General features: G+C 62.6%; 18 protein-coding genes and 1 tRNA gene. 8 read left to right on the forward strand and 11 right to left on the reverse strand.

Annotated features, from left to right (window positions below; genetic code table 11):
* Positions 1-118 precede the first annotated feature (118 nt).
* The 7 genes from BMI89_RS17985 to BMI89_RS18015 all read left to right on the forward strand — a co-directional run bounded on the left by BMI89_RS17985 (position 119) and on the right by BMI89_RS18015 (position 6,367).
* Positions 119-592 (forward strand): hypothetical protein, encoded by a 474-nt coding sequence (locus BMI89_RS17985; RefSeq protein ID WP_078572220.1) that lies wholly within the window; start codon positions 119-121, stop codon positions 590-592.
* Positions 589-879, forward strand: a complete 291-nt coding sequence (locus tag BMI89_RS17990; RefSeq protein WP_078572221.1) for a hypothetical protein — start codon at positions 589-591, stop codon at positions 877-879. The genes BMI89_RS17985 and BMI89_RS17990 overlap by 4 nt, the downstream gene beginning before the upstream one ends.
* Positions 876-3,224 carry a phage tail tape measure protein gene (locus BMI89_RS17995; protein ID WP_078572222.1) on the forward strand — a complete coding sequence of 783 codons (2,349 nt, stop codon included), beginning with the start codon at positions 876-878 and terminating at the stop codon, positions 3,222-3,224. The genes BMI89_RS17990 and BMI89_RS17995 overlap by 4 nt, the downstream gene beginning before the upstream one ends.
* Positions 3,225-3,226: 2 nt before the next feature.
* Complete coding sequence (locus tag BMI89_RS18000; RefSeq protein WP_078572223.1) at positions 3,227-4,501, forward strand: S49 family peptidase; 1,275 nt, start codon at positions 3,227-3,229, stop codon at positions 4,499-4,501.
* Positions 4,501-5,544, forward strand: coding sequence for a major capsid protein (locus tag BMI89_RS18005; protein WP_078572224.1), 1,044 nt, complete (start codon positions 4,501-4,503; stop codon positions 5,542-5,544). The genes BMI89_RS18000 and BMI89_RS18005 overlap by 1 nt, the downstream gene beginning before the upstream one ends.
* A gap of 5 nt (positions 5,545-5,549) precedes the next feature.
* Positions 5,550-5,972, forward strand: coding sequence for a hypothetical protein (locus BMI89_RS18010; RefSeq protein WP_078572225.1), 423 nt, complete (start codon positions 5,550-5,552; stop codon positions 5,970-5,972).
* A 119-nt stretch (positions 5,973-6,091) separates the two neighbouring features.
* Positions 6,092-6,367, forward strand: a complete 276-nt coding sequence (locus tag BMI89_RS18015; protein ID WP_078572226.1) for a hypothetical protein — start codon at positions 6,092-6,094, stop codon at positions 6,365-6,367.
* A gap of 29 nt (positions 6,368-6,396) precedes the next feature.
* On the opposite strand, the gene BMI89_RS18020 is transcribed toward BMI89_RS18015, so the two are convergent.
* The 4 genes from BMI89_RS18020 to BMI89_RS18035 all read right to left on the reverse strand — a co-directional run bounded on the left by BMI89_RS18020 (position 6,397) and on the right by BMI89_RS18035 (position 8,475).
* Positions 6,397-6,741: a hypothetical protein gene (locus tag BMI89_RS18020; protein WP_078572227.1), complete on the reverse strand. Its 345-nt coding sequence runs from the start codon at positions 6,739-6,741 to the stop codon at positions 6,397-6,399.
* 198 nt (positions 6,742-6,939) lie between these two features.
* Positions 6,940-7,311 (reverse strand): hypothetical protein, encoded by a 372-nt coding sequence (locus BMI89_RS18025; protein ID WP_143593941.1) that lies wholly within the window; start codon positions 7,309-7,311, stop codon positions 6,940-6,942.
* A 218-nt stretch (positions 7,312-7,529) separates the two neighbouring features.
* Positions 7,530-7,619: transfer RNA gene (locus BMI89_RS18030), tRNA-Ser, on the reverse strand.
* 109 nt (positions 7,620-7,728) lie between these two features.
* The gene (locus BMI89_RS18035; RefSeq protein ID WP_078572229.1) at positions 7,729-8,475 is read right to left on the reverse strand and encodes an SDR family NAD(P)-dependent oxidoreductase; all 747 of its coding nucleotides are present in this window, start codon (positions 8,473-8,475) and stop codon (positions 7,729-7,731) included.
* A 251-nt stretch (positions 8,476-8,726) separates the two neighbouring features.
* On the opposite strand from BMI89_RS18035, the gene BMI89_RS18040 reads away from it, so the two are divergent.
* Positions 8,727-9,320 (forward strand): outer membrane beta-barrel protein, encoded by a 594-nt coding sequence (locus BMI89_RS18040; RefSeq protein ID WP_158522152.1) that lies wholly within the window; start codon positions 8,727-8,729, stop codon positions 9,318-9,320.
* Between the two features lie 101 nt (positions 9,321-9,421).
* Here BMI89_RS18040 and BMI89_RS18045 read toward each other — a convergent pair whose 3' ends face one another.
* From BMI89_RS18045 to BMI89_RS18075, 7 genes are all read right to left on the reverse strand, one after another.
* Positions 9,422-10,030, reverse strand: coding sequence for a TetR/AcrR family transcriptional regulator (locus tag BMI89_RS18045; RefSeq protein ID WP_078572230.1), 609 nt, complete (start codon positions 10,028-10,030; stop codon positions 9,422-9,424).
* Positions 10,023-10,919 (reverse strand): polyphosphate kinase 2, encoded by an 897-nt coding sequence (ppk2, locus tag BMI89_RS18050; RefSeq protein ID WP_078541147.1) that lies wholly within the window; start codon positions 10,917-10,919, stop codon positions 10,023-10,025. Before ppk2 ends, BMI89_RS18045 begins: the two co-directional genes overlap by 8 nt.
* A gap of 137 nt (positions 10,920-11,056) precedes the next feature.
* Positions 11,057-12,040: an alpha/beta hydrolase gene (locus BMI89_RS18055; protein WP_078572231.1), complete on the reverse strand. Its 984-nt coding sequence runs from the start codon at positions 12,038-12,040 to the stop codon at positions 11,057-11,059.
* A complete protein-coding gene (gene metA / locus BMI89_RS18060; RefSeq protein WP_078572232.1) occupies positions 12,015-12,935 on the reverse strand; it encodes a homoserine O-succinyltransferase in 921 nt (306 codons plus the stop codon). The genes BMI89_RS18055 and metA overlap by 26 nt, the downstream gene beginning before the upstream one ends.
* A gap of 54 nt (positions 12,936-12,989) precedes the next feature.
* Positions 12,990-13,844, reverse strand: a complete 855-nt coding sequence (locus BMI89_RS18065) for an ATPase (protein WP_078572233.1) — start codon at positions 13,842-13,844, stop codon at positions 12,990-12,992.
* A gap of 50 nt (positions 13,845-13,894) precedes the next feature.
* On the reverse strand, positions 13,895-14,800 hold the full coding sequence (locus BMI89_RS18070; protein WP_078572234.1) for a DMT family transporter: 906 nt from the start codon (positions 14,798-14,800) through the stop codon (positions 13,895-13,897).
* Positions 14,801-14,918: 118 nt separating this feature from the next.
* Entirely contained in the window at positions 14,919-16,028 is a 1,110-nt protein-coding gene (locus tag BMI89_RS18075; protein ID WP_078572235.1) for a hypothetical protein, read from the reverse strand.
* Positions 16,029-16,447: the final 419 nt, after the last annotated feature.

Below are 16,447 nucleotides of genomic sequence, written 5' to 3' on the forward strand. Positions count from 1 at the left end.
CGGTTCAGGGACCGGCTGCAAATTCCGGCCCGGCGCGGGCCCCGCGGCTCCCGATGTGGCTCCGTTTTTCTGGTCTGACAAAGCCCATTTCGTTTCGTTTCGACGCACAGGTGCAGCTATGAAGGCGACCACTCCGAAAGATCGCATCGCGACCGCCTCAGAAATCGCGAAAGCGGCGGGGCGCACCGTCCGCTGGGTCCAGCTTCAAGCGAAGGAGGGGCGTTTCAAACGCTCCGGTCGTGATCGCTACGACCTGCTCTCGGTTGTCGCGGGAATGGCTGCGCTCGCTGATGAACGGGAGGCGCAGGCTTCGCGGAGCGATGCGCGAAACCGCATCGACGAGGTCCGCGCCGCGGAGGCTGAACTCCGACTGGCTGAGCGCCGCCGCGAGCTGATCCCTCAGAGCGAGGCGCTGGAGGATATGAGCCTTCTCGTCGGCAAAGTCGCGGAAGAATTCAACGGCATGGCACGACGCTGCACCCGCGACGTCGTCATGCAGACATTGATCGAGAAAGAAGCCGATGCCTCGCGGCGCAGGCTCTCCGATTTCTTCGCTGATCTCGCTGGCGGCGTTCAGGAGGGCGCGAAATGATCTACAAACTTTCCACCCCGATCACCGTTGAACACGAAGGCGGCACGACCCGAACGATCCGCGCGCTCGATCTGCACATGGGACACGATGAGGCGGCCACGCTCAAGTATCTGTTCAATTCGGAAATGCCCGATCTGGCCCGCGCGATGGCCTCGATCGACGTTTGCGCCGGCCTCCCCGCAACGACCGCCATGGCGCTAGACGTTGAGGATATCGACGCCGCCTTCACCCAGGTCAGCCGCCTCGTTGAAGCTTACGCTGAAAAATACGGGGAGGCCGCCCAATGAGCCGTCGCACGTCGCAGCTTGTCGTCGAAATGCTCGACCGCGTGAGCGCACCCGCGAAGCGGATTGGTCGAAGCATGGGCGGGATGAACCGTCGGATCAATGATGCCGCTAAGCGCGGCGTGACCGTGCAGGAGCGGATGCACGCCGCGATTGCGCGCAACGACGCCGCCCTTTCCAAAGCCCGAATTGGTATTCTCGATAGTGTGGGGGCCTATTACGCGCTGAAAGGCGCGATCGGCGGCCCGGTGCAGGCGGCCCGCGAGTTCGAAAGCTCGATGGCCGACGTGAAGAAGGTCGTCAATTTCAAGACGCCGGAGGAATACAAGGCGTTCGAGAAGCAGCTTATGGACCTCTCGACGCAGGTTCCGATCTCGGTGAACGGCCTCGCGGCAATTGCTGCGGCGGCTGGCCAGGCGGGCATCGCCGGGAAAGACCTGACGAAGTTCACCGAGGCCGCGGCCAAGGTTGGGACCGCGTTCGATATCTCGGCCGATGAGGCCGGGGCCGGGATGGCAAAGCTCATGACCGGTATGGGCATGTCGATCGACGAGGTCGTCTCGCTCTCGGATGCGATGAACTATCTGTCGAACAGCCAAGCATCGAGCGCGGCCGAAATCCTCGACGTGATGAAGCGCGTCGGCGCGACGGCCAAGCAATATGGCTATAGCGCGAAAGAGGTTGCGGCCCTCTCGTCCGCGATGATCGCCTCCGGCGCCCCGGCAGAGGTCGCGGCGACCTCCTTCCGTAACATGGGCCGCGCCTTGACCAAGGGCGAGAGCGCGACCAAGCGGCAGCGCATCGCCTTCCGCGATCTGGGGCTCGACGCGAACAAAGTCGCGAAGCGGATGCAGGAAGACGCGGTCGGCACGACGATCGACGTCCTCGAACGTATCTCCAAGCTGCCGAAGGAGGCACAGGCGGCGGCGTCGTCCAACCTCTTTGGCGACGAGGCGCGGGCGCTTGGCCCGCTCCTGACGAACCTCGACCTCGTGAAGTCCTCGATCGGCCTTGTGGCCGACGAGTCGCAATACGCCGGGTCAGCGTTCAAGGAATTCGAGGTGCGCAATGCCACCTTCGACGCGAAGGTGCGCCGCTTCGATAACACGATGGAGAAGCTGAAGATCACGATCGGCTCCGCGCTGATCCCGGTCCTGTCCGACATGATGGACAAGATTGCGCCCATCGCCGAGTCGATGGCCCGGATGATCGACGCTCACCCTCAGATCACCGCCGGGATCATGTCCGTGGTCGGCGGCCTCGTCGCCCTCAAGGGGACCATTGGCGTCCTGAAGTTCGTGGGCCTGCTCGGGAAGGGTGGCGCGCTCTCGCTGATGGCGCGCGGCCTCGGCCTGATCGGTGGCGCCGCGACTACGATGGGCGCGAGTGTCTCGGCCGGGGCTGTGACTGCGGACGCCGCAATGGCCGCCTTGGAAGCGAAAACCGCCGCCCGAGCCGCGCGGATGCGCGGCCTGCTGCTGGCAATTGGCAGGTGGGGAGGCATCACCACTGCCGCCGCTGTCGCCCTTACGCCCACCACGGCGAATACCGATCGCACCACGGGCGAGACCGAAAGCGACATGCTCAAGAAGAGCGAGAAGGGCTTCGGGGCGATGACGCCCGCTCAGCGCCAAGCTGCAGTTGATGCCGAGGCGGCGGCCGCAGCCGCCGCAAGGAGCGCGGCTGAAAATCAGGCGAAAATCTCGGCTCTCAAAGAAAAGGCGGCGGAGCTGCGCCAGACGATCAGGGACATTCAGATCGATATCGACAACGTCACCAAAGGTGGCGCCTCCGGCCCGATGGCTGACATGCTCAACATGGCACTTGTCGCCAGAAAGGATGACTTGTCCGACGTCGAGAAGGCGCTCGCAGATGCCGAGGGTGCCACAGGGAAGCTCAAGGTTTCCTTCGGAGAACTCGGGCAGGTCTCGGTCGAGCCAGAGATCCGGACGAGCTCCCTCGATACCGCGCTGTTCAAGGTGACCGGTCTTTCCGAAACGCTCAAGGCGCTGCCGTATGGGGGCCAGGTGAAGGCTCCGGCTGTCGGCGGCGGCAACTATCCTCTGAGCGGGAAGCGCGCCAAAGGCGGGCCGGTAACAGCAGGGCAAACCTATCTCGTCGGCGAGCGCGGCCCTGAGCCCTTCACCCCTTCTCGTAGCGGCTTCATTCACCCGAACCGGTCGGGCGGCTCTAGCCGCCCGATGATCGGCGAGCTCAATGTTCAGTTCTCGCCTGTGGTCCAAGGCGGCGACCCGTCCTCGACGATGGAGCGGATTTGGTCCGAGTTCGAGGACAGGCTGCGCGGCGCGCTCTCGGGCGTCATGGCTGACCTGCCGGGAGGTATGTGACCATGACGCAGCTGCACCATATCGCCGAGCGCGTCATCGGGCGCCCGCTGTTTCTGCATCCGACGAAGGCCGCGATCCTTCTCGACGTCCTCGAAGGCCGCCTTTCGGCAACGACTCGAGCCTCGGCGGGGTTGCCTGCGGACGCGAGCCGCTTCATGGGCTCACGCAACCGCGCAGATCGCTCCTCGCGCCTCAATCGCGCCGTCAACGGAGCTGCGATCATCACGATTGAGGGGAGTCTTGTGAACCGGGGCGCGTGGATTGGATCGAACTCTGGCCTCGTCTCCTATGAGGGGATTTCCGCCCAGGTCCGGGAGGCCCGCGCCGATCAGGAAATCCACACTGTGATCCTCGACCTCGACACCCCCGGAGGCGAAGCGACCGGCATGTTCGCGGCGGCCCAACTGATCCGCGAGCTTGCGGCCGAGAAGCGCGTGATCGCCGTCGTCAATGACGTGGCGGCTAGCGCTGGCTACGGCCTCGCGTCTGCGGCGGATGAGATCGTCGTATCTCCGACCTCGATCGTCGGCAGCATCGGCGTCGTCATGACCCATGTCGATGCCTCCAAGAAACTCGCGCAGGACGGCTACTCGGTCACCCAGATTTTCTCGGGTGACCACAAGGTCGACGGCAATCCGTTCGGCCCTTTGCCGGACGCGGTGAAAGCCGATCTGCAAACCGAGTGTCAGTATTTCTATTCGCTCTTCGTCGGCATGGTTGCCGCCGGGCGCGGCGAACGGCTGACCGAAGAGATGGCCCGCGCGACGCAAGCGCGGACCTTCATTGGCGAGGAAGCGGTAAAACGCGGGCTCGCCGACCGGGTGGCGTCTCTCGATGAGGTGCTGGCCGAACTTTCCCCAACCCGGGCCGGTGCGGCCCGCCAATCGAATAGGAGTTTCGGAATGACGAAACAGAACGGCGCCGCAGCCGACAACGCGGCAATTGACGCGGCCCGCGCCGAAGGGCGCGCCGAGGGGATCGAGGCCGAGCGCAAGAGATATGCGGCGATCATTTCCTCGCCCTGGGCGGCCGGAAAACCAACCTACGCCCAGACGCTCGCCGACTCGGGTGTCCCCGTCGAAACCGCGGTGAAGATGCTTGAAACCGCGCCCGCCGAAAAGCCGACCGGCTACCGGTCGATCGAGGACCGCGCCGCATCGGAGCAGGAAGTCGGCACGGGGGCGGATCCCCTTGAGAACTTCGGGGCGAACCACGGCAAGTCTACCAGTTCTGGCCCGTGGGGTCATATCGTCAGCAAGTTGAAAGGAGCAGAATGATGCTCGACAATGCAATGTTTTCGGGTGACGCGTTCACCCTCTCGGCTCTGACCGATCTGGTCAACGACATTCCCTACGTCCCGAGCCGGCTCGACGAGCTGAAAATCTTCGAGCCGAAGATGCTCAGCACCACGTCGATTTCGATCGAGCGGAAAAAGGGAAAAATCCAGCTCATTCCGCCGACCCAGCGCGGCGCGCCGGGTGTCACGATCCAGCACGGATCGCGCGACATTGTGACCGACGTGAAAATTCCCCACTTCGAGATCAACGACGCGCTGCTGGCCGAAGAGGTTCAGAACAAGCGCGCTCCGGGCCAGACGGGGCAGCTGACCACCGTTCAGGAAAAAACCGTCGAGAAGCTGATCGATGCCAAGCAGAACCTTGCGGCTACCGCCGAACTCGCCCGCATGGGGGCGGTGAAGGGCATCATCACCTACGCAGACGGCTCGCAGCTCAATCTCTATGATCTGCTGGGCGTGACGGCGTCGCCGATCACCTACCTCGATCTGGCCGCTACGTCGCCCGTCGACGGTGCGCTGCGCCGCGCCTGCGCCAATATCGTGCGGGACCTGATGGACCTGCTCGGCGCGTTGCCGATGAAGGGCGTTCACGCGCTCTGCGGGGACAATTTCTTCGATCTGCTGATCATGCATCCCGAAGTGCGCGAAACCTACAAGGGCTGGCCCGAGGCGCGCATTCTGCGCGAGGGCTATGCGGGCGACAAGAAGGGGGCATATGCGACCTTCGAGTTCGGTGGGATCGTATTCGAAAACTATCGCGGATCGCCGGATCTTCCGGGCTTCATCGGCCTGAACGAGTGCCGCGTCTTCCCGATGGGCGTCCCGGGTCTGTTCCAGACCGCATATGCTCCGGCCGACTACATGGAGACGGTGAACACCGAAGCGCAGGCCCTCTATGTGAAGCCCACTCCGTGGACGAATTCGAAGGGTATCTCTCTGGACACGCAGACGAACCAGCTGAACTTCTGCACCCGGCCGGAATGCCTTCTCGAGCTCTCGTCTGAGGCTGATCCCGCGCCGTGAGTAGGATGATCGAAGATAGCGGGAAAGGGGCGCCGGTGGTGCCTCTTTCCTATTTCTGCCGGGTGATAGCACGATCCGAGGATACCGCGCGCAAGCTGGCCGCCTCTGGCGTGTTCGAGATCAAGCGCGGGCAAGTCGACCTGCGCGCGGCGGTGGCCGGTATCATCGAGCACGAAGTGAAGAAGCGGGTCGAGAAATCGCGCACCATCCGGAAGAACTCGAAGGTGGTTTTCAAGCGGCGATCCGAGCTTCAACGCGATGCGGAGGAGCGCCGCGACCTGATGGTCGAGCAGTTCGAGATTGCGGATCAGATCGTCGCCGCGCTCAACGCGATCGACGCTGAGCTTCCCCCGGCGGTGCGAGAGCATGTCGGCGGCCTCTCGCGCCTCTCCCGCCGCCTGCAGGCGCTCTCGGCCCCCAGAGGCTGACAGCTGGGCGGGCGGGGCTGCATGGCCCCGCCCACGCGGCTCTCGTGCAAGCCTTGCGCGCTGGTGATTTGCGATCGATGCTGCATCGATCGGATTATTTCAGCTTGGATAGCGAAAACATGAATGAATTCATCGCGGATTGGTTCACCTTGATTGGTCAGGTGATGACGCTCATTGGTGCCGGCGTCGCCGCTAAAGGCGTAATTCTCAAGAGGGACGATGCGGGGCATCTTGCTGTCAGTCGTTTCGCGAGCGGCGACCCTTCGCGATGGGCGGAGTTGCCTCTCGCAAAGAGCCTTCTCCGATCATCGGCTCTCGCAAAATGGGGGTTGATCTTCGTCGCTGCAGGGACAGCCATGCAGGCTGTCCCCGTGGTCTTTCGGCTGTTCTGTTGATTGGAAGAACGCCGCAGCTTACCGGTAGTTCACGCGCTTGCTGAGGCCTGCTCAGTCGCCGAGGCGATGATCTGATCGACGAGCGCATCGAGAAATGGCTCGTCCTCCCCGAACACCTCCCGGATCGCTGCAGCCAGCGCCGCAATCCCCGCTGGGCCCGACGCCTTCGTTTCGACGAGGGCGCGGAACGCCTCGCCTTCCTGTTCACCCTCGGGCCGGTCATCAAGCAGGGCCTCGCGGGCCTTCGTCCAGGTGCGGAAGGCGACGAGCGCGAGATCAGAGCCGGGCAGGGCGGCGATATCGGCCATGGTCGGCGAGGCTGCGAGGGTGGCGTGGGACAGTTCAGCGGCGGTTTCGGTGTTCATCGGGTGCATAGTTTTCTCCTCTACTTGCACCCTCGATGATCCAGAAAAAACATTGCCTGTCAAATAGTTGGAAGTTTTCCAACTTGCGCGACAAGCCGTCTCGGCCCGACCCAGACAAACGCGACGTAAGCCCTCCCGGGGTTTTGGAGATTTTCCAACTTTTGAGCCTGATTGAGACGCCGAATCAGGAGGGCGAACGCGATGGCCTTACCAGGAGCCCTCGACCGATGTGGTAGCGCCGAAGTCGGCTTCAACTTTATTTCCAAGAAGTAGCACGCGGATCTCGAAACTAATTCGACTTGCGTTGTTCGTCGCGCTGCTTACTTCGCCGGAAGCTTGCGCGGCGATGGGAAGAATGGCGATGCCCGCTTTCGCGCCAGCCTTGTCGGCAACGGTTTCAGTCACGGCAACGTCAAACGATACCACCGTGACCGGAGCATTTTGGCCATCGACGCGGACAGAATCTTGCTTGTTTCTTACTGCCGTCGGAGGGTTCACGTAGATGCCTTCATCCGAAAGCTCTGACGAGGCTTCCTGAAGCGATCTCAGGGTTTCTTTTACGAATTCTTTTAGCTCCATCATGCATCCCCTTGTGATAGCGGCTGTTTCGACAGCTTGCTCGGTATCTGCGCGGGGCGCAACGGGTGCACTTCTCGACGTTACTCCAGTTGTCGCACCGAAAAGAAGAAGTTCGCAGGGCATGCAAAGGTGGCGAAAATGGATTGGCTAGCGCGATGGCTAGCGGAGCCCGTGGCGATCTAAAATCGCGTTACAAAACAATCACTTACGAGGGAAAGTGGCGGAGAGACAGGGATTCGAACCCTGGGTCGGCTCTCACCGACAACGGTTTTCGAGACCGCCGCATTCGACCACTCTGCCACCTCTCCGCATCAGGGGTCGTCTTGTAGGGCGGGATTTAGCCGCCCTCGCGCGCCCTTGCAACCCGTTTTTCGCGGATTTTTTCAGATCCTTCGCAAAGCCTTCATAAACGTGAGGTCAACGCATCCGCAGCGCCCCGTCGAGGCGGATGACTTCGCCGTTCAGATAGCCGCTCTGGACGATGAAACCGGCGAGTTTCGCGTATTCCGACGGATCGCCGAGCCGTTTCGGGAAGGTCACTTCCGCGGCGAGGCTGTCTTGCACCTCCTGCGGCAGGCCCTTCATCATCGGGGTGGCGAAAATGCCCGGCGCGATGGCACAGCAGCGCACGCCCTGGCTGGCGAGATCACGGGCCAGCGGTAGGGTCATCGCGACGATGCCGCCTTTCGAGGCTGCATAGGCCGCCTGACCCTTTTGCCCGTCGAAGGCGGCGATGGAGGCGGTGTTAACAATGACACCGCGCTCGGGGCCGGGGTTGCGCGCCATCTCGGCGGCGGCGAGACGGGCGACGTTGAAGCTGCCCACGAGGTTGATGTCGATCGTGCGCGCGAAGCTCTCGAGCCGGTGCGGACCCTCGCGGCCCACGACGCGCTCGCCGGTGGCGATGCCCGCGCAATTGACGGCGACGTCGATGCCACCCATCGCGCTCACAGCGGCGGCGATCCCGGCGGCGACGCTGTCTTCGGAGGTCACGTCGATCTCGGCGAAGGTCGCGCCGATCTCGGCGGCATAGGCCTCGCCGGTCGCGCGGTCGCGGTCGAAGAGTGTCACCTGCGCGCCCGACTCAACGAAGTGCCGGGCGGTCGCGGCCCCGAGACCCGAGGCGCCGCCGGTGATGACGGCACGAATTTCACTCAACTCCATGTGATCCTCCCTGGAAATGAACGTGTGTTCATTAACCAAAGGAACCCCCGCTTTGTCCAGTCTTGCCAATGCATTTTGCGCCTGCAGCATTCGTCACTTCGATCACGTCTTGTGACACGTTCGGCAAAGCGCCGCTCATGCTTGGAACCAACCGGATTGATTTCGCATTCAGGGGGCATAGGTCCGGGCAACGGATCTGATCCAAAACGTCTCAACGGGGGATGAACCCCCAAGACAGGAGAGAGAGAAACATGAAACGTATCATCGTTACGTCGAGCATTCTGGCACTCGCTGGCTCCGCCGCAATGGCGGGCGGTTACACCACCCCGGCACCGGCCCCCGAGGTCACCCCGGCTCCGGTCGCAGTGGCGCCCGCGCAGTTCAGCTGGGACGGCTTCTACGCCGGTGTTCAGCTCGGCTACGGCAAAGCCAACGAGTCGATCGACGGCGACGGCGTCGTCGGCGGTGCCCACGCTGGCTACCTCTATGACTTCGGCAACTATGTCCTCGGTGGCGAACTGGCCTATAACGCTGCGAACATCGACGACAGCAACTCCGGTGCGAAGGTCAAGTCGATGACCGACCTCAAGATGATCGCCGGTGCGCCCTACAACAACATGCTGTTCTACGGCACGCTCGGTGCGTCCTATGTCGACGCCGAAGACGGTGCGGGCAACGGCTATTCCGACACCGTTCCGCTGGTTGGTATCGGCATGAAATATGCCATCAACCCGAAGTGGACCGTCGGGACCGAGCTCGACTATCGTGACGGCAACAACTTCGACGGCACCACCAACGATCTGAACACCACGACGCTGAACCTCACCGCGTCCTACAAGTTCTGATCTCAGGCGGATCGTCTGATCTACGCGGGCGGGGGGAAACCTCCGCCCGTTTTTCTATGCGCGGGTGATGCCGCGGCGCGGCAAAATCGGGGCAGGGCGGCTCAGTCCGGGGCGATCAGGCCAAGGCCCCGCAGATAGACGCCGATGCCGCTTTCCAAGAGGTCCTCGGGGGCATAGGGCGAGCGATTTCCCTCGCGCGCGTAGAGCTCCACCACGCCGTGGCTCATCGCCCAGACATGCGCTGAGACCATCGCGACGGGCGGGCGTTTTGCCGGCGGCACATGTTCCATCAGGGCTCGCGTCGCGCGTTCCATCGCGGTGCTCGATTTGCTCGCCACCGCCGCAAGGTCGGGCGAGCGGTTGGGCGAGATGCCGCTTTCGAACATCGCCATGTAGTGACCCGGATATTTCCGGGCGAAGGCCAGATAGGCCCGGCCCACCGCAGAGAACGCCGCGAGCGCCGAAGGCTTCCCGCCGTTCCACGCGTGATCCAGAAGATCGCCGAAAATCAGATAGCCCTGACGCGCGCATTCCGCGATCAGGTCCTCGCGCCCCTCGAAATGACGATAGACCGCAGCCGGGGTCACGCCTGCGCGTTTGGCCGCCTCCGAGAGCGTGAACCCGGTCGGGCCCTTCTCCTCGATCAGCTCCAGCGCGGAGGCGACAAGCGCCTGACGCAGATTGCCGTGATGATAGCCTTGCTTAGACATTCAGAACGTCGATGCCGCCGCAGATTTTTTCGTCGATCTCGCCAATCGCCTCGGGGTCCTTATGCGCGTAATCGACCGCGTTGAGCACCGTCTGGATCGCGGCGATCCGGGCGCGTTTCTTGTCGTCCGAGCGGATCACGGTCCAGGGCGCATGATCGGTGTCGGAACGCTCTAGCGTCTCTTGGATCGCCTCGGAATAGGCGTCCCAGCGCTTGAGCCCCTCGACGTCGATCCAGCTCAGCTTCCACTGCTTGAGCGGATCTTTCTCGCGCTTTAGGAAGCGACGCAGCTGCTCGGCGCGGTCCACGTTCAGCCAGAGCTTCACGAGGATGACCCCGTCATCCACCAGCATTTTCTCGAAATCGGGGAGCTGGTAGAAGAAATGCTCGCGCTGCTGGGGCGTGCAGAAATCGAAGACATGCTCGACCACGCCCCGGTTATACCAGCTCCGGTCGAACATCGCGATCTGGCCGGCCGCGGGCAACCAGTCGATATAGCGCTGGAAATACCATTGCGTGGCTTCGGTCTCGGTGGGTTTCGGCAGCGCCACGACATAGGCCGAACGCGGGTTCAGGTTCTGCCGCATCCGCCCGATCGTGCCGCCTTTGCCCGCCGCGTCGCGCCCCTCGAAGATCACCGCGATCCGCTTGCCGGTTTCCTTCGCATCCCAGAACATCTTGACCAGCTCGACCTGGAGCGCCTCCATCTGGCGGTCGTATTTCTTGCGCTTCATCTCCTCGTCATAGGGGTAGGAGGGCGAGAGCATGTCATCCTTGCCCGCCTCCTCGATCGCCTCGCGCACGGCGTCGGGCGCTTCGTCTTCAAGGTAGCGGGTGATGTCGCCCACGAAGGGGATGTCGAACGGCGGGTCGCTCTTGTCCTTGGCCATGATCTGCCTTTTGTCGTTTCACGGCAGTATGCTGCGCGGGCCGAGGCGGTGCAAGCGGCGCCGCATCCGGAGAAAGCGGCGCCACATGTCTGTGATGTGCGTGCAAGGTGGGGGCGCAGGCGGCGTTCAGTCGCCCCTCATTCCGCCGCCGGGCGCATCGGGATCGAATAGCCCGCGCGCTTGGCGACACGGTCTACCGCAGCGACGGTCTGCTGCAACGCGACATGCGGAACCATATGGCCGATCCCGTCGAGCGAGACCAACTCCGCCCCCGGCACCTCCTTCGTGAACGGCACCGCATGGATCTGCTCGCCCACGATGGTGTCCGCCGTCCCATGGACCGAGACCACCGGCAGATCGAGATCAGGATAACGCGGGATCATCTGCTGAATCTGCGACTTCAGGCTCGCGCGCTGACGGGCATTCACCCGCATCGTCTGCACCCGCAGCGTCATGCCGGGGCCGAACCAGTGCAGATAGCCGATGGGCATCTCCTGCGGCGTGAAGACGCTCTCGACCTCGGAGCGGATGATCGCAGGCGGGGTCCAGGCCGAGATCAGCGGCACGACAACCGCCTGACCCAGCGGCGGCGAGGTGATCTCATAGAGCAGCGGCAGCCCGGTATCCCAGCTATGCGAAGGCGCGGAGACCGGCACCAGCCCCGAGAGCGTGCCGGGCTGATACACCGCCCAGGCAATCGCCACCGCGCCACCATAGGAATGGCCGAGCACGATAGGATCGTCCGCGCCCGCCATCTTGGTCGCTTTCTGCAACAGCTTGGCCTGGTTCTCGATCGTGTCCTGATCCGCGGGCAACGGGTCGGAATAGCCAAACCCCGGACGGTCGGGCACGAAGACGCGATAGCGCTTCGCCAGTTCCGGGGCGAGATCGAAGGTCAGATCGCGGGCCGAACCCGACGCGCCGTGGATCAACACCACCGCCGGGCCGTGATCGCCCTTGATCACCATATGAACGCGCTGGTCGCCGACATCGACGAATGTGCCGTTGGGCGGGTAGCGCTGCTCCGCCATACGGGCCCGCCAACTCTCCAGCCCCCATGTCGCGCCGCTCAGGATGAGCAGCAGCACGACAAGGCTAGTTACCAATCTCGGCCAGATCATACGGCGTTTCCTGATAAATCTCGTTTATCCAGTTGCCGTAAAGCAGGTGGGCGTGACTTTTCCACCTGTTGGTTGGCACCCGGCTCGGGTCGTTCTCAGGATAGTAATTCGCGGGGACGTTGATTGGTTTCCCCGACGCGACGTCACGATCGTATTCTTCCTTCAGCGTGCCGCTGTCATATTCGAGATGGTTGAAGATATAGAGCGCGCGGTGGGCGCGATCTTCGACCAGACAGGGCCCGGTTTCGTCGGAATGGATCAGCGTGACCAGCCCCGCCGCTTCCAGCTCGTCGCGCCGCATCTCGGTCCAGCGGCTGACAGGGATCAGCAGATCGTCCGAGAAGCCCCGCAGATAGGGCGAGGCGGGCGCGCAATTGCGGTGCCGGAAGCAGCCGAAGGCTTTGTGATCGAGCATATGCTTGTTCACGCCGTGGAAGTAATAGGCCATCGCCATGCCGCCCCAGCACACGCCGAAGGTCGAGAAGACATGGGTCTGGGTCCACTCGAAGATCCGCTTGAGCTCTTCCCAGTAAGTCACCTCCTCGAAAGGCAAATGTTCGATCGGGGCGCCGGTGATGATCAGCCCGTCGAACTTCTCGCCGGTGGCTTCGACCTCCTCGAAAGGACGGTAGAACTCCTCCATATGCGCGGCGGCGGTGTTCTTCGTCTGGTGCTCGCTCATGCGGATCAGCTGGAAGTCGATCTGCAGCGGCGTCGCTCCGATCAGCCGGGCGAACTGGTTCTCGGTCTGGATTTTCTTCGGCATGAGATTGAGAAGGCCGATCCGGATTGGGCGGATTTCCTGCCGGGATGCCCGTTCGGGCGACATCACCATCACGCCTTCCCGCGACAGGATGTCGAAGGCGGGGAGGTTTTCAGGCAACTTGATCGGCATTGTTTCTCAGTCTCTTACAGGGTGAAGTTAAAGTGATGCGTGAGGTGTCTAGGCTCACGCGGGCAAAGCATCAGCGATCAGCGATGTAAAATCTTTTGCATCGCGGACAAGGTAGAGATCTTCGGCACGGATCGTCACGCCCCAGTTTTTCGCCATCGCCGCGTAGCGCGGCTGACGGTGCGCCAGCGCCTGCGCATAGGTCCAGCGCACGAAATCGTCGGGATCGACCTCCGTCTCCGCCACGCCTTTCAGCGCGCGATATTCGGCCCATTTCGCGGCCAGAAACTCGGGCTGATAATACATCGGCTTCGGCGCACGCGAGAAGCGGTTGATCAGCTCCTCGGTATGGGCCTCGGAGCCCTCGATCCAGACCATCAGCAGGTTTTGCGACAGCGAGGTCAGGATCGGATCCTCGGGATCGGCGGGGTCCACCACCTCGCAGATCGAGCCGCCGGAATCGCACAGGAAATTCTCGATCCCGTAGATCTGCTTCGCGCGGTCGATGAAATGCGCCGTATCGAGAAGCGCCGCCATCTCCGCCGTGCGGTGCTGGCTCTGGCGTTCCAGATATTCCTCGAAGGGCAACCCGCCCTTGGCCGGATCGCCGGGCTTGCCGAGATACGTCGAGAGCGGTGCGAGATTTTCGAACGTGATGTTCGACGCGATATAGACCGAGTCCGACAGCAGAAGCTCCGCCAGAAACGGGTTCTTCATCGCCTCGCGCTTGAAGTTGTCGGCGATATATTCGCCCATGTAGCGCGTGCCGATCCGGTAATCGACGGAGTAGTGGAACCAGCCCTCGTCGCGCAGTAGGTTCGCAGCCCAGGTCTTGCCGAGGCCGGACATGCCGAACAGCGCAACCTTCCTCGATTTGGCGGCCAGCCACTCGGCGCGATTGGAATAGATCATGTCGTCCCCATTGGTCTTTCGCCCCGGTGTAGCCCGGCAAGGCGCGCGCGTCACGGGGTTTTGGGACGGCGGTTGAGGATCATCAGGCCAAGGGCGAGGATCGCAAAACCCAAGGCCTCCGCCCAGCCCAGACGTTCGCCATAGACCGCCCAGCCCGCGAGGATCGCGACCGGCGGGATCAGGAGCGTCACAAGCGCGAGGTTCGCCGCCCCCGCCAGCGCAAGGATGCGGTAATAGAGCAGGTAGGCCAGCGCCGAACAGCCGAAGCCGAGCCAGAGCATCGCGATCCAGACCGAGGGCGCGTAGTCGAAGCTCGGCACGCCTTCGGTGACAAGCAGGATCGGCAGCGTCCAGATCGCGCCGCCGGTGAGCATCCCGGCCGCTGCAACTTCGGGTCGTAACCCCCTGATTGCAAAGCGCGCATAGGCTCCGGCGAAGCCATAACTGAGCGCCGCGCCGAGCACGGCAACTTGGCCGGCAGAGGTCAGATCGAACCCTTTCAGCGCATCCGGCCCGATCGCCACCACGACGCCCGCGAAGCCGACCGCGATGCCGGTGGCCTTGCGCGCGCTCAGCCGCTCGTCGGTAAAGACAACGGCCGCGACGAGCGCCCCGAAGATCGCGGTCGAGGCGTTCAGGATCGAGGCCAGCCCGCTATCGATATGCTTCTGCCCCCAGACGATGAGCGAGAAGGGAATGGCGTTGTTCAACAGCCCCATGATCAGGAAATGACCGAGATAGATCGGGTGCCGCGGTACCGGCAGGCGGCGCGCCGCGACATAGGCCCAGATCAGCACCGCGCCCGAGGCGACCCGCAGGAAGACCACGGTAAAGACGCCCGCACCCTCTAGGGCCGCGCGGTTCGACAGGAAAGACGAGCCCCAGATCAGCGCCAGCGCCGCGAGCAGCGCCCAGGCGAGCGGGGTGAGGGATAAAGGGGCGGGTGCGTGTTTCATCGCTTCGATCTAGCGGGCGGCAGCGACGCGCACCACCCGGAACTTGCGGCATTGCCGAGGTCCCAAGAAAAAGCCCCGCACGAGGCGGGGCTTTTCCTGAATTATCAGAGGCTTGCGATCAGAAGCTGATCCCGACGCGCAGACCCGCGCCCCAACCGTCATTGCCGGAGAAGTCACCGACGGAAGTGGTCGCATCGCCGATGTCGACGTAGCGCACGCCGCCCGTGATCTTGATGTTGCTGGTCGCTTGATAGCTCGCTGCCAGCGAAACCGATTTGAAGCCGTCGGTTGGGCCCAAGTTGCCGACGATGCCGCCTTGATGCTTCTCGTAGCCGAACATGACCGCACCCGACCACTGATCGTTGAAGCGACGACCCACACCGAGATTGTAGGTGATGGTGTTGTTGTCATAGTCCACGAGAGGACCGAGCGGGCCGGCTGGTCCGACGGTGTTTGAGTAGACAGGCGGGGCGATTTCAAATTGTGTCCAATGCACCCAACGGACCGAGCCCATGAGCAGGGTATCTTTCATGATCCCGGTTTGGAATTCGAGATTCACCGATTCCGGAGTCGAAGTCGAGAAGCTCGTATCGACGCTATTTACGCCAATCGTTTCCGTGGCATCGAAGTCGTGGGTTATCTTCGAGTTATAGGTAAGTGCGACGCGCGCAGCAATCTCGGGTTTTTCCCACGCGACGCCAACCACATAACCGAAGTCGGTCTCGCTCGATGTTTTCATCGAGTATCCCGGGATGGGGAAGTTGAGGCTAACATTGCCTTTCGCTTCTTGGCTCCGAATGCCGCCGATAAAAGAAACATTGTTCGGCATCTTGTAGCGCACCAAAGCGGTGATTGCAGTGGAGTCGATCGACGCGTTTGCGCCGCCAAGGGGATAGCCCGTGGACGTAGCTGCTGGATAGTTAACTTTGGCTCCAATGGGCTGATCGACGGTGATCGCCAGATCCCATTGATCGCTGAGGGATTGCTTGTAACCGAAGGTGAAGGTGCCATACCCCGGTGCCATGTCACCGGATTTTGCGCCCGGAATGCCAAAGGGGCTGGTGTTCGTCCCCGACACGTCCGGATTGAACGCACCGAAGCCGATTTCGGCGTAATTGCCCTGTTCGAACAGGATGCCGACCGATTGCGTCGAGCGCTCCACCCCGCCCGCATGGGCCGCGCCTGCGCCAATCGCGAGTGCGGCCATCGAAGTCATCACACGTTTCATAATGTTCCTCTTCCCTAACGTGTCCCGAAGGAGATCCTAACGTCTCGAAGGAATTCCTTTCGGTGACGCTACCAGCCGGAAGATCTAAATCAATCTGCGCTTCACGATGACGTCACGTTCTGTTGCCGGCATGCACGGAAAAATGTGTCTTTGCGGCCACTCGAAGGTGACGTACGCGTCAAGTTCTGAACTGAAGCGTTTAGAAGCCGTTGGAAAACTTGAGAATCGCAAGAAGGCCGAGCCAGAGAGCCGCGCCGAAAAGCGCGACCAGAAGCGCACTCCACAGCGTGGTGCGCGGAGCTGGCAGATGTGGCGGCCCGTCGGTCTTGCGCGCCTGCAACGATGTCCCGGCAGGCGGGGGCTGTCTGCGCTTTGCGCGCGGGAGATTTTCAGGAGCGCGGGCTATTTTCGCCTCAGGG

Origin of the sequence: Thioclava sp. F36-7, from assembly GCF_002020075.1 — a bacterium.
GTDB classification, from domain to species: Bacteria; Pseudomonadota; Alphaproteobacteria; order Rhodobacterales; family Rhodobacteraceae; genus Thioclava; species Thioclava sediminum.

Coding starts and splice junctions, on each gene's coding strand:
- BMI89_RS17985 (WP_078572220.1), top strand. CDS start 119: ATGAAGGCGACCACTCCGAAAGATCGCATCGCGACCGCCTCAGAAATC.
- BMI89_RS17990 (WP_078572221.1), top strand. CDS start 589: ATGATCTACAAACTTTCCACCCCGATCACCGTTGAACACGAAGGCGGC.
- BMI89_RS17995 (WP_078572222.1), top strand. CDS start 876: ATGAGCCGTCGCACGTCGCAGCTTGTCGTCGAAATGCTCGACCGCGTG.
- BMI89_RS18000 (WP_078572223.1), top strand. CDS start 3,227: ATGACGCAGCTGCACCATATCGCCGAGCGCGTCATCGGGCGCCCGCTG.
- BMI89_RS18005 (WP_078572224.1), top strand. CDS start 4,501: ATGCTCGACAATGCAATGTTTTCGGGTGACGCGTTCACCCTCTCGGCT.
- BMI89_RS18010 (WP_078572225.1), top strand. CDS start 5,550: ATGATCGAAGATAGCGGGAAAGGGGCGCCGGTGGTGCCTCTTTCCTAT.
- BMI89_RS18015 (WP_078572226.1), top strand. CDS start 6,092: ATGAATGAATTCATCGCGGATTGGTTCACCTTGATTGGTCAGGTGATG.
- BMI89_RS18020 (WP_078572227.1), bottom strand. CDS start 6,741: ATGCACCCGATGAACACCGAAACCGCCGCTGAACTGTCCCACGCCACC.
- BMI89_RS18025 (WP_143593941.1), bottom strand. CDS start 7,311: ATGGAGCTAAAAGAATTCGTAAAAGAAACCCTGAGATCGCTTCAGGAA.
- BMI89_RS18035 (WP_078572229.1), bottom strand. CDS start 8,475: ATGGAGTTGAGTGAAATTCGTGCCGTCATCACCGGCGGCGCCTCGGGT.
- BMI89_RS18040 (WP_158522152.1), top strand. CDS start 8,727: ATGAAACGTATCATCGTTACGTCGAGCATTCTGGCACTCGCTGGCTCC.
- BMI89_RS18045 (WP_078572230.1), bottom strand. CDS start 10,030: ATGTCTAAGCAAGGCTATCATCACGGCAATCTGCGTCAGGCGCTTGTC.
- ppk2 (WP_078541147.1), bottom strand. CDS start 10,919: ATGGCCAAGGACAAGAGCGACCCGCCGTTCGACATCCCCTTCGTGGGC.
- BMI89_RS18055 (WP_078572231.1), bottom strand. CDS start 12,040: ATGATCTGGCCGAGATTGGTAACTAGCCTTGTCGTGCTGCTGCTCATC.
- metA (WP_078572232.1), bottom strand. CDS start 12,935: ATGCCGATCAAGTTGCCTGAAAACCTCCCCGCCTTCGACATCCTGTCG.
- BMI89_RS18065 (WP_078572233.1), bottom strand. CDS start 13,844: ATGATCTATTCCAATCGCGCCGAGTGGCTGGCCGCCAAATCGAGGAAG.
- BMI89_RS18070 (WP_078572234.1), bottom strand. CDS start 14,800: ATGAAACACGCACCCGCCCCTTTATCCCTCACCCCGCTCGCCTGGGCG.
- BMI89_RS18075 (WP_078572235.1), bottom strand. CDS start 16,028: ATGAAACGTGTGATGACTTCGATGGCCGCACTCGCGATTGGCGCAGGC.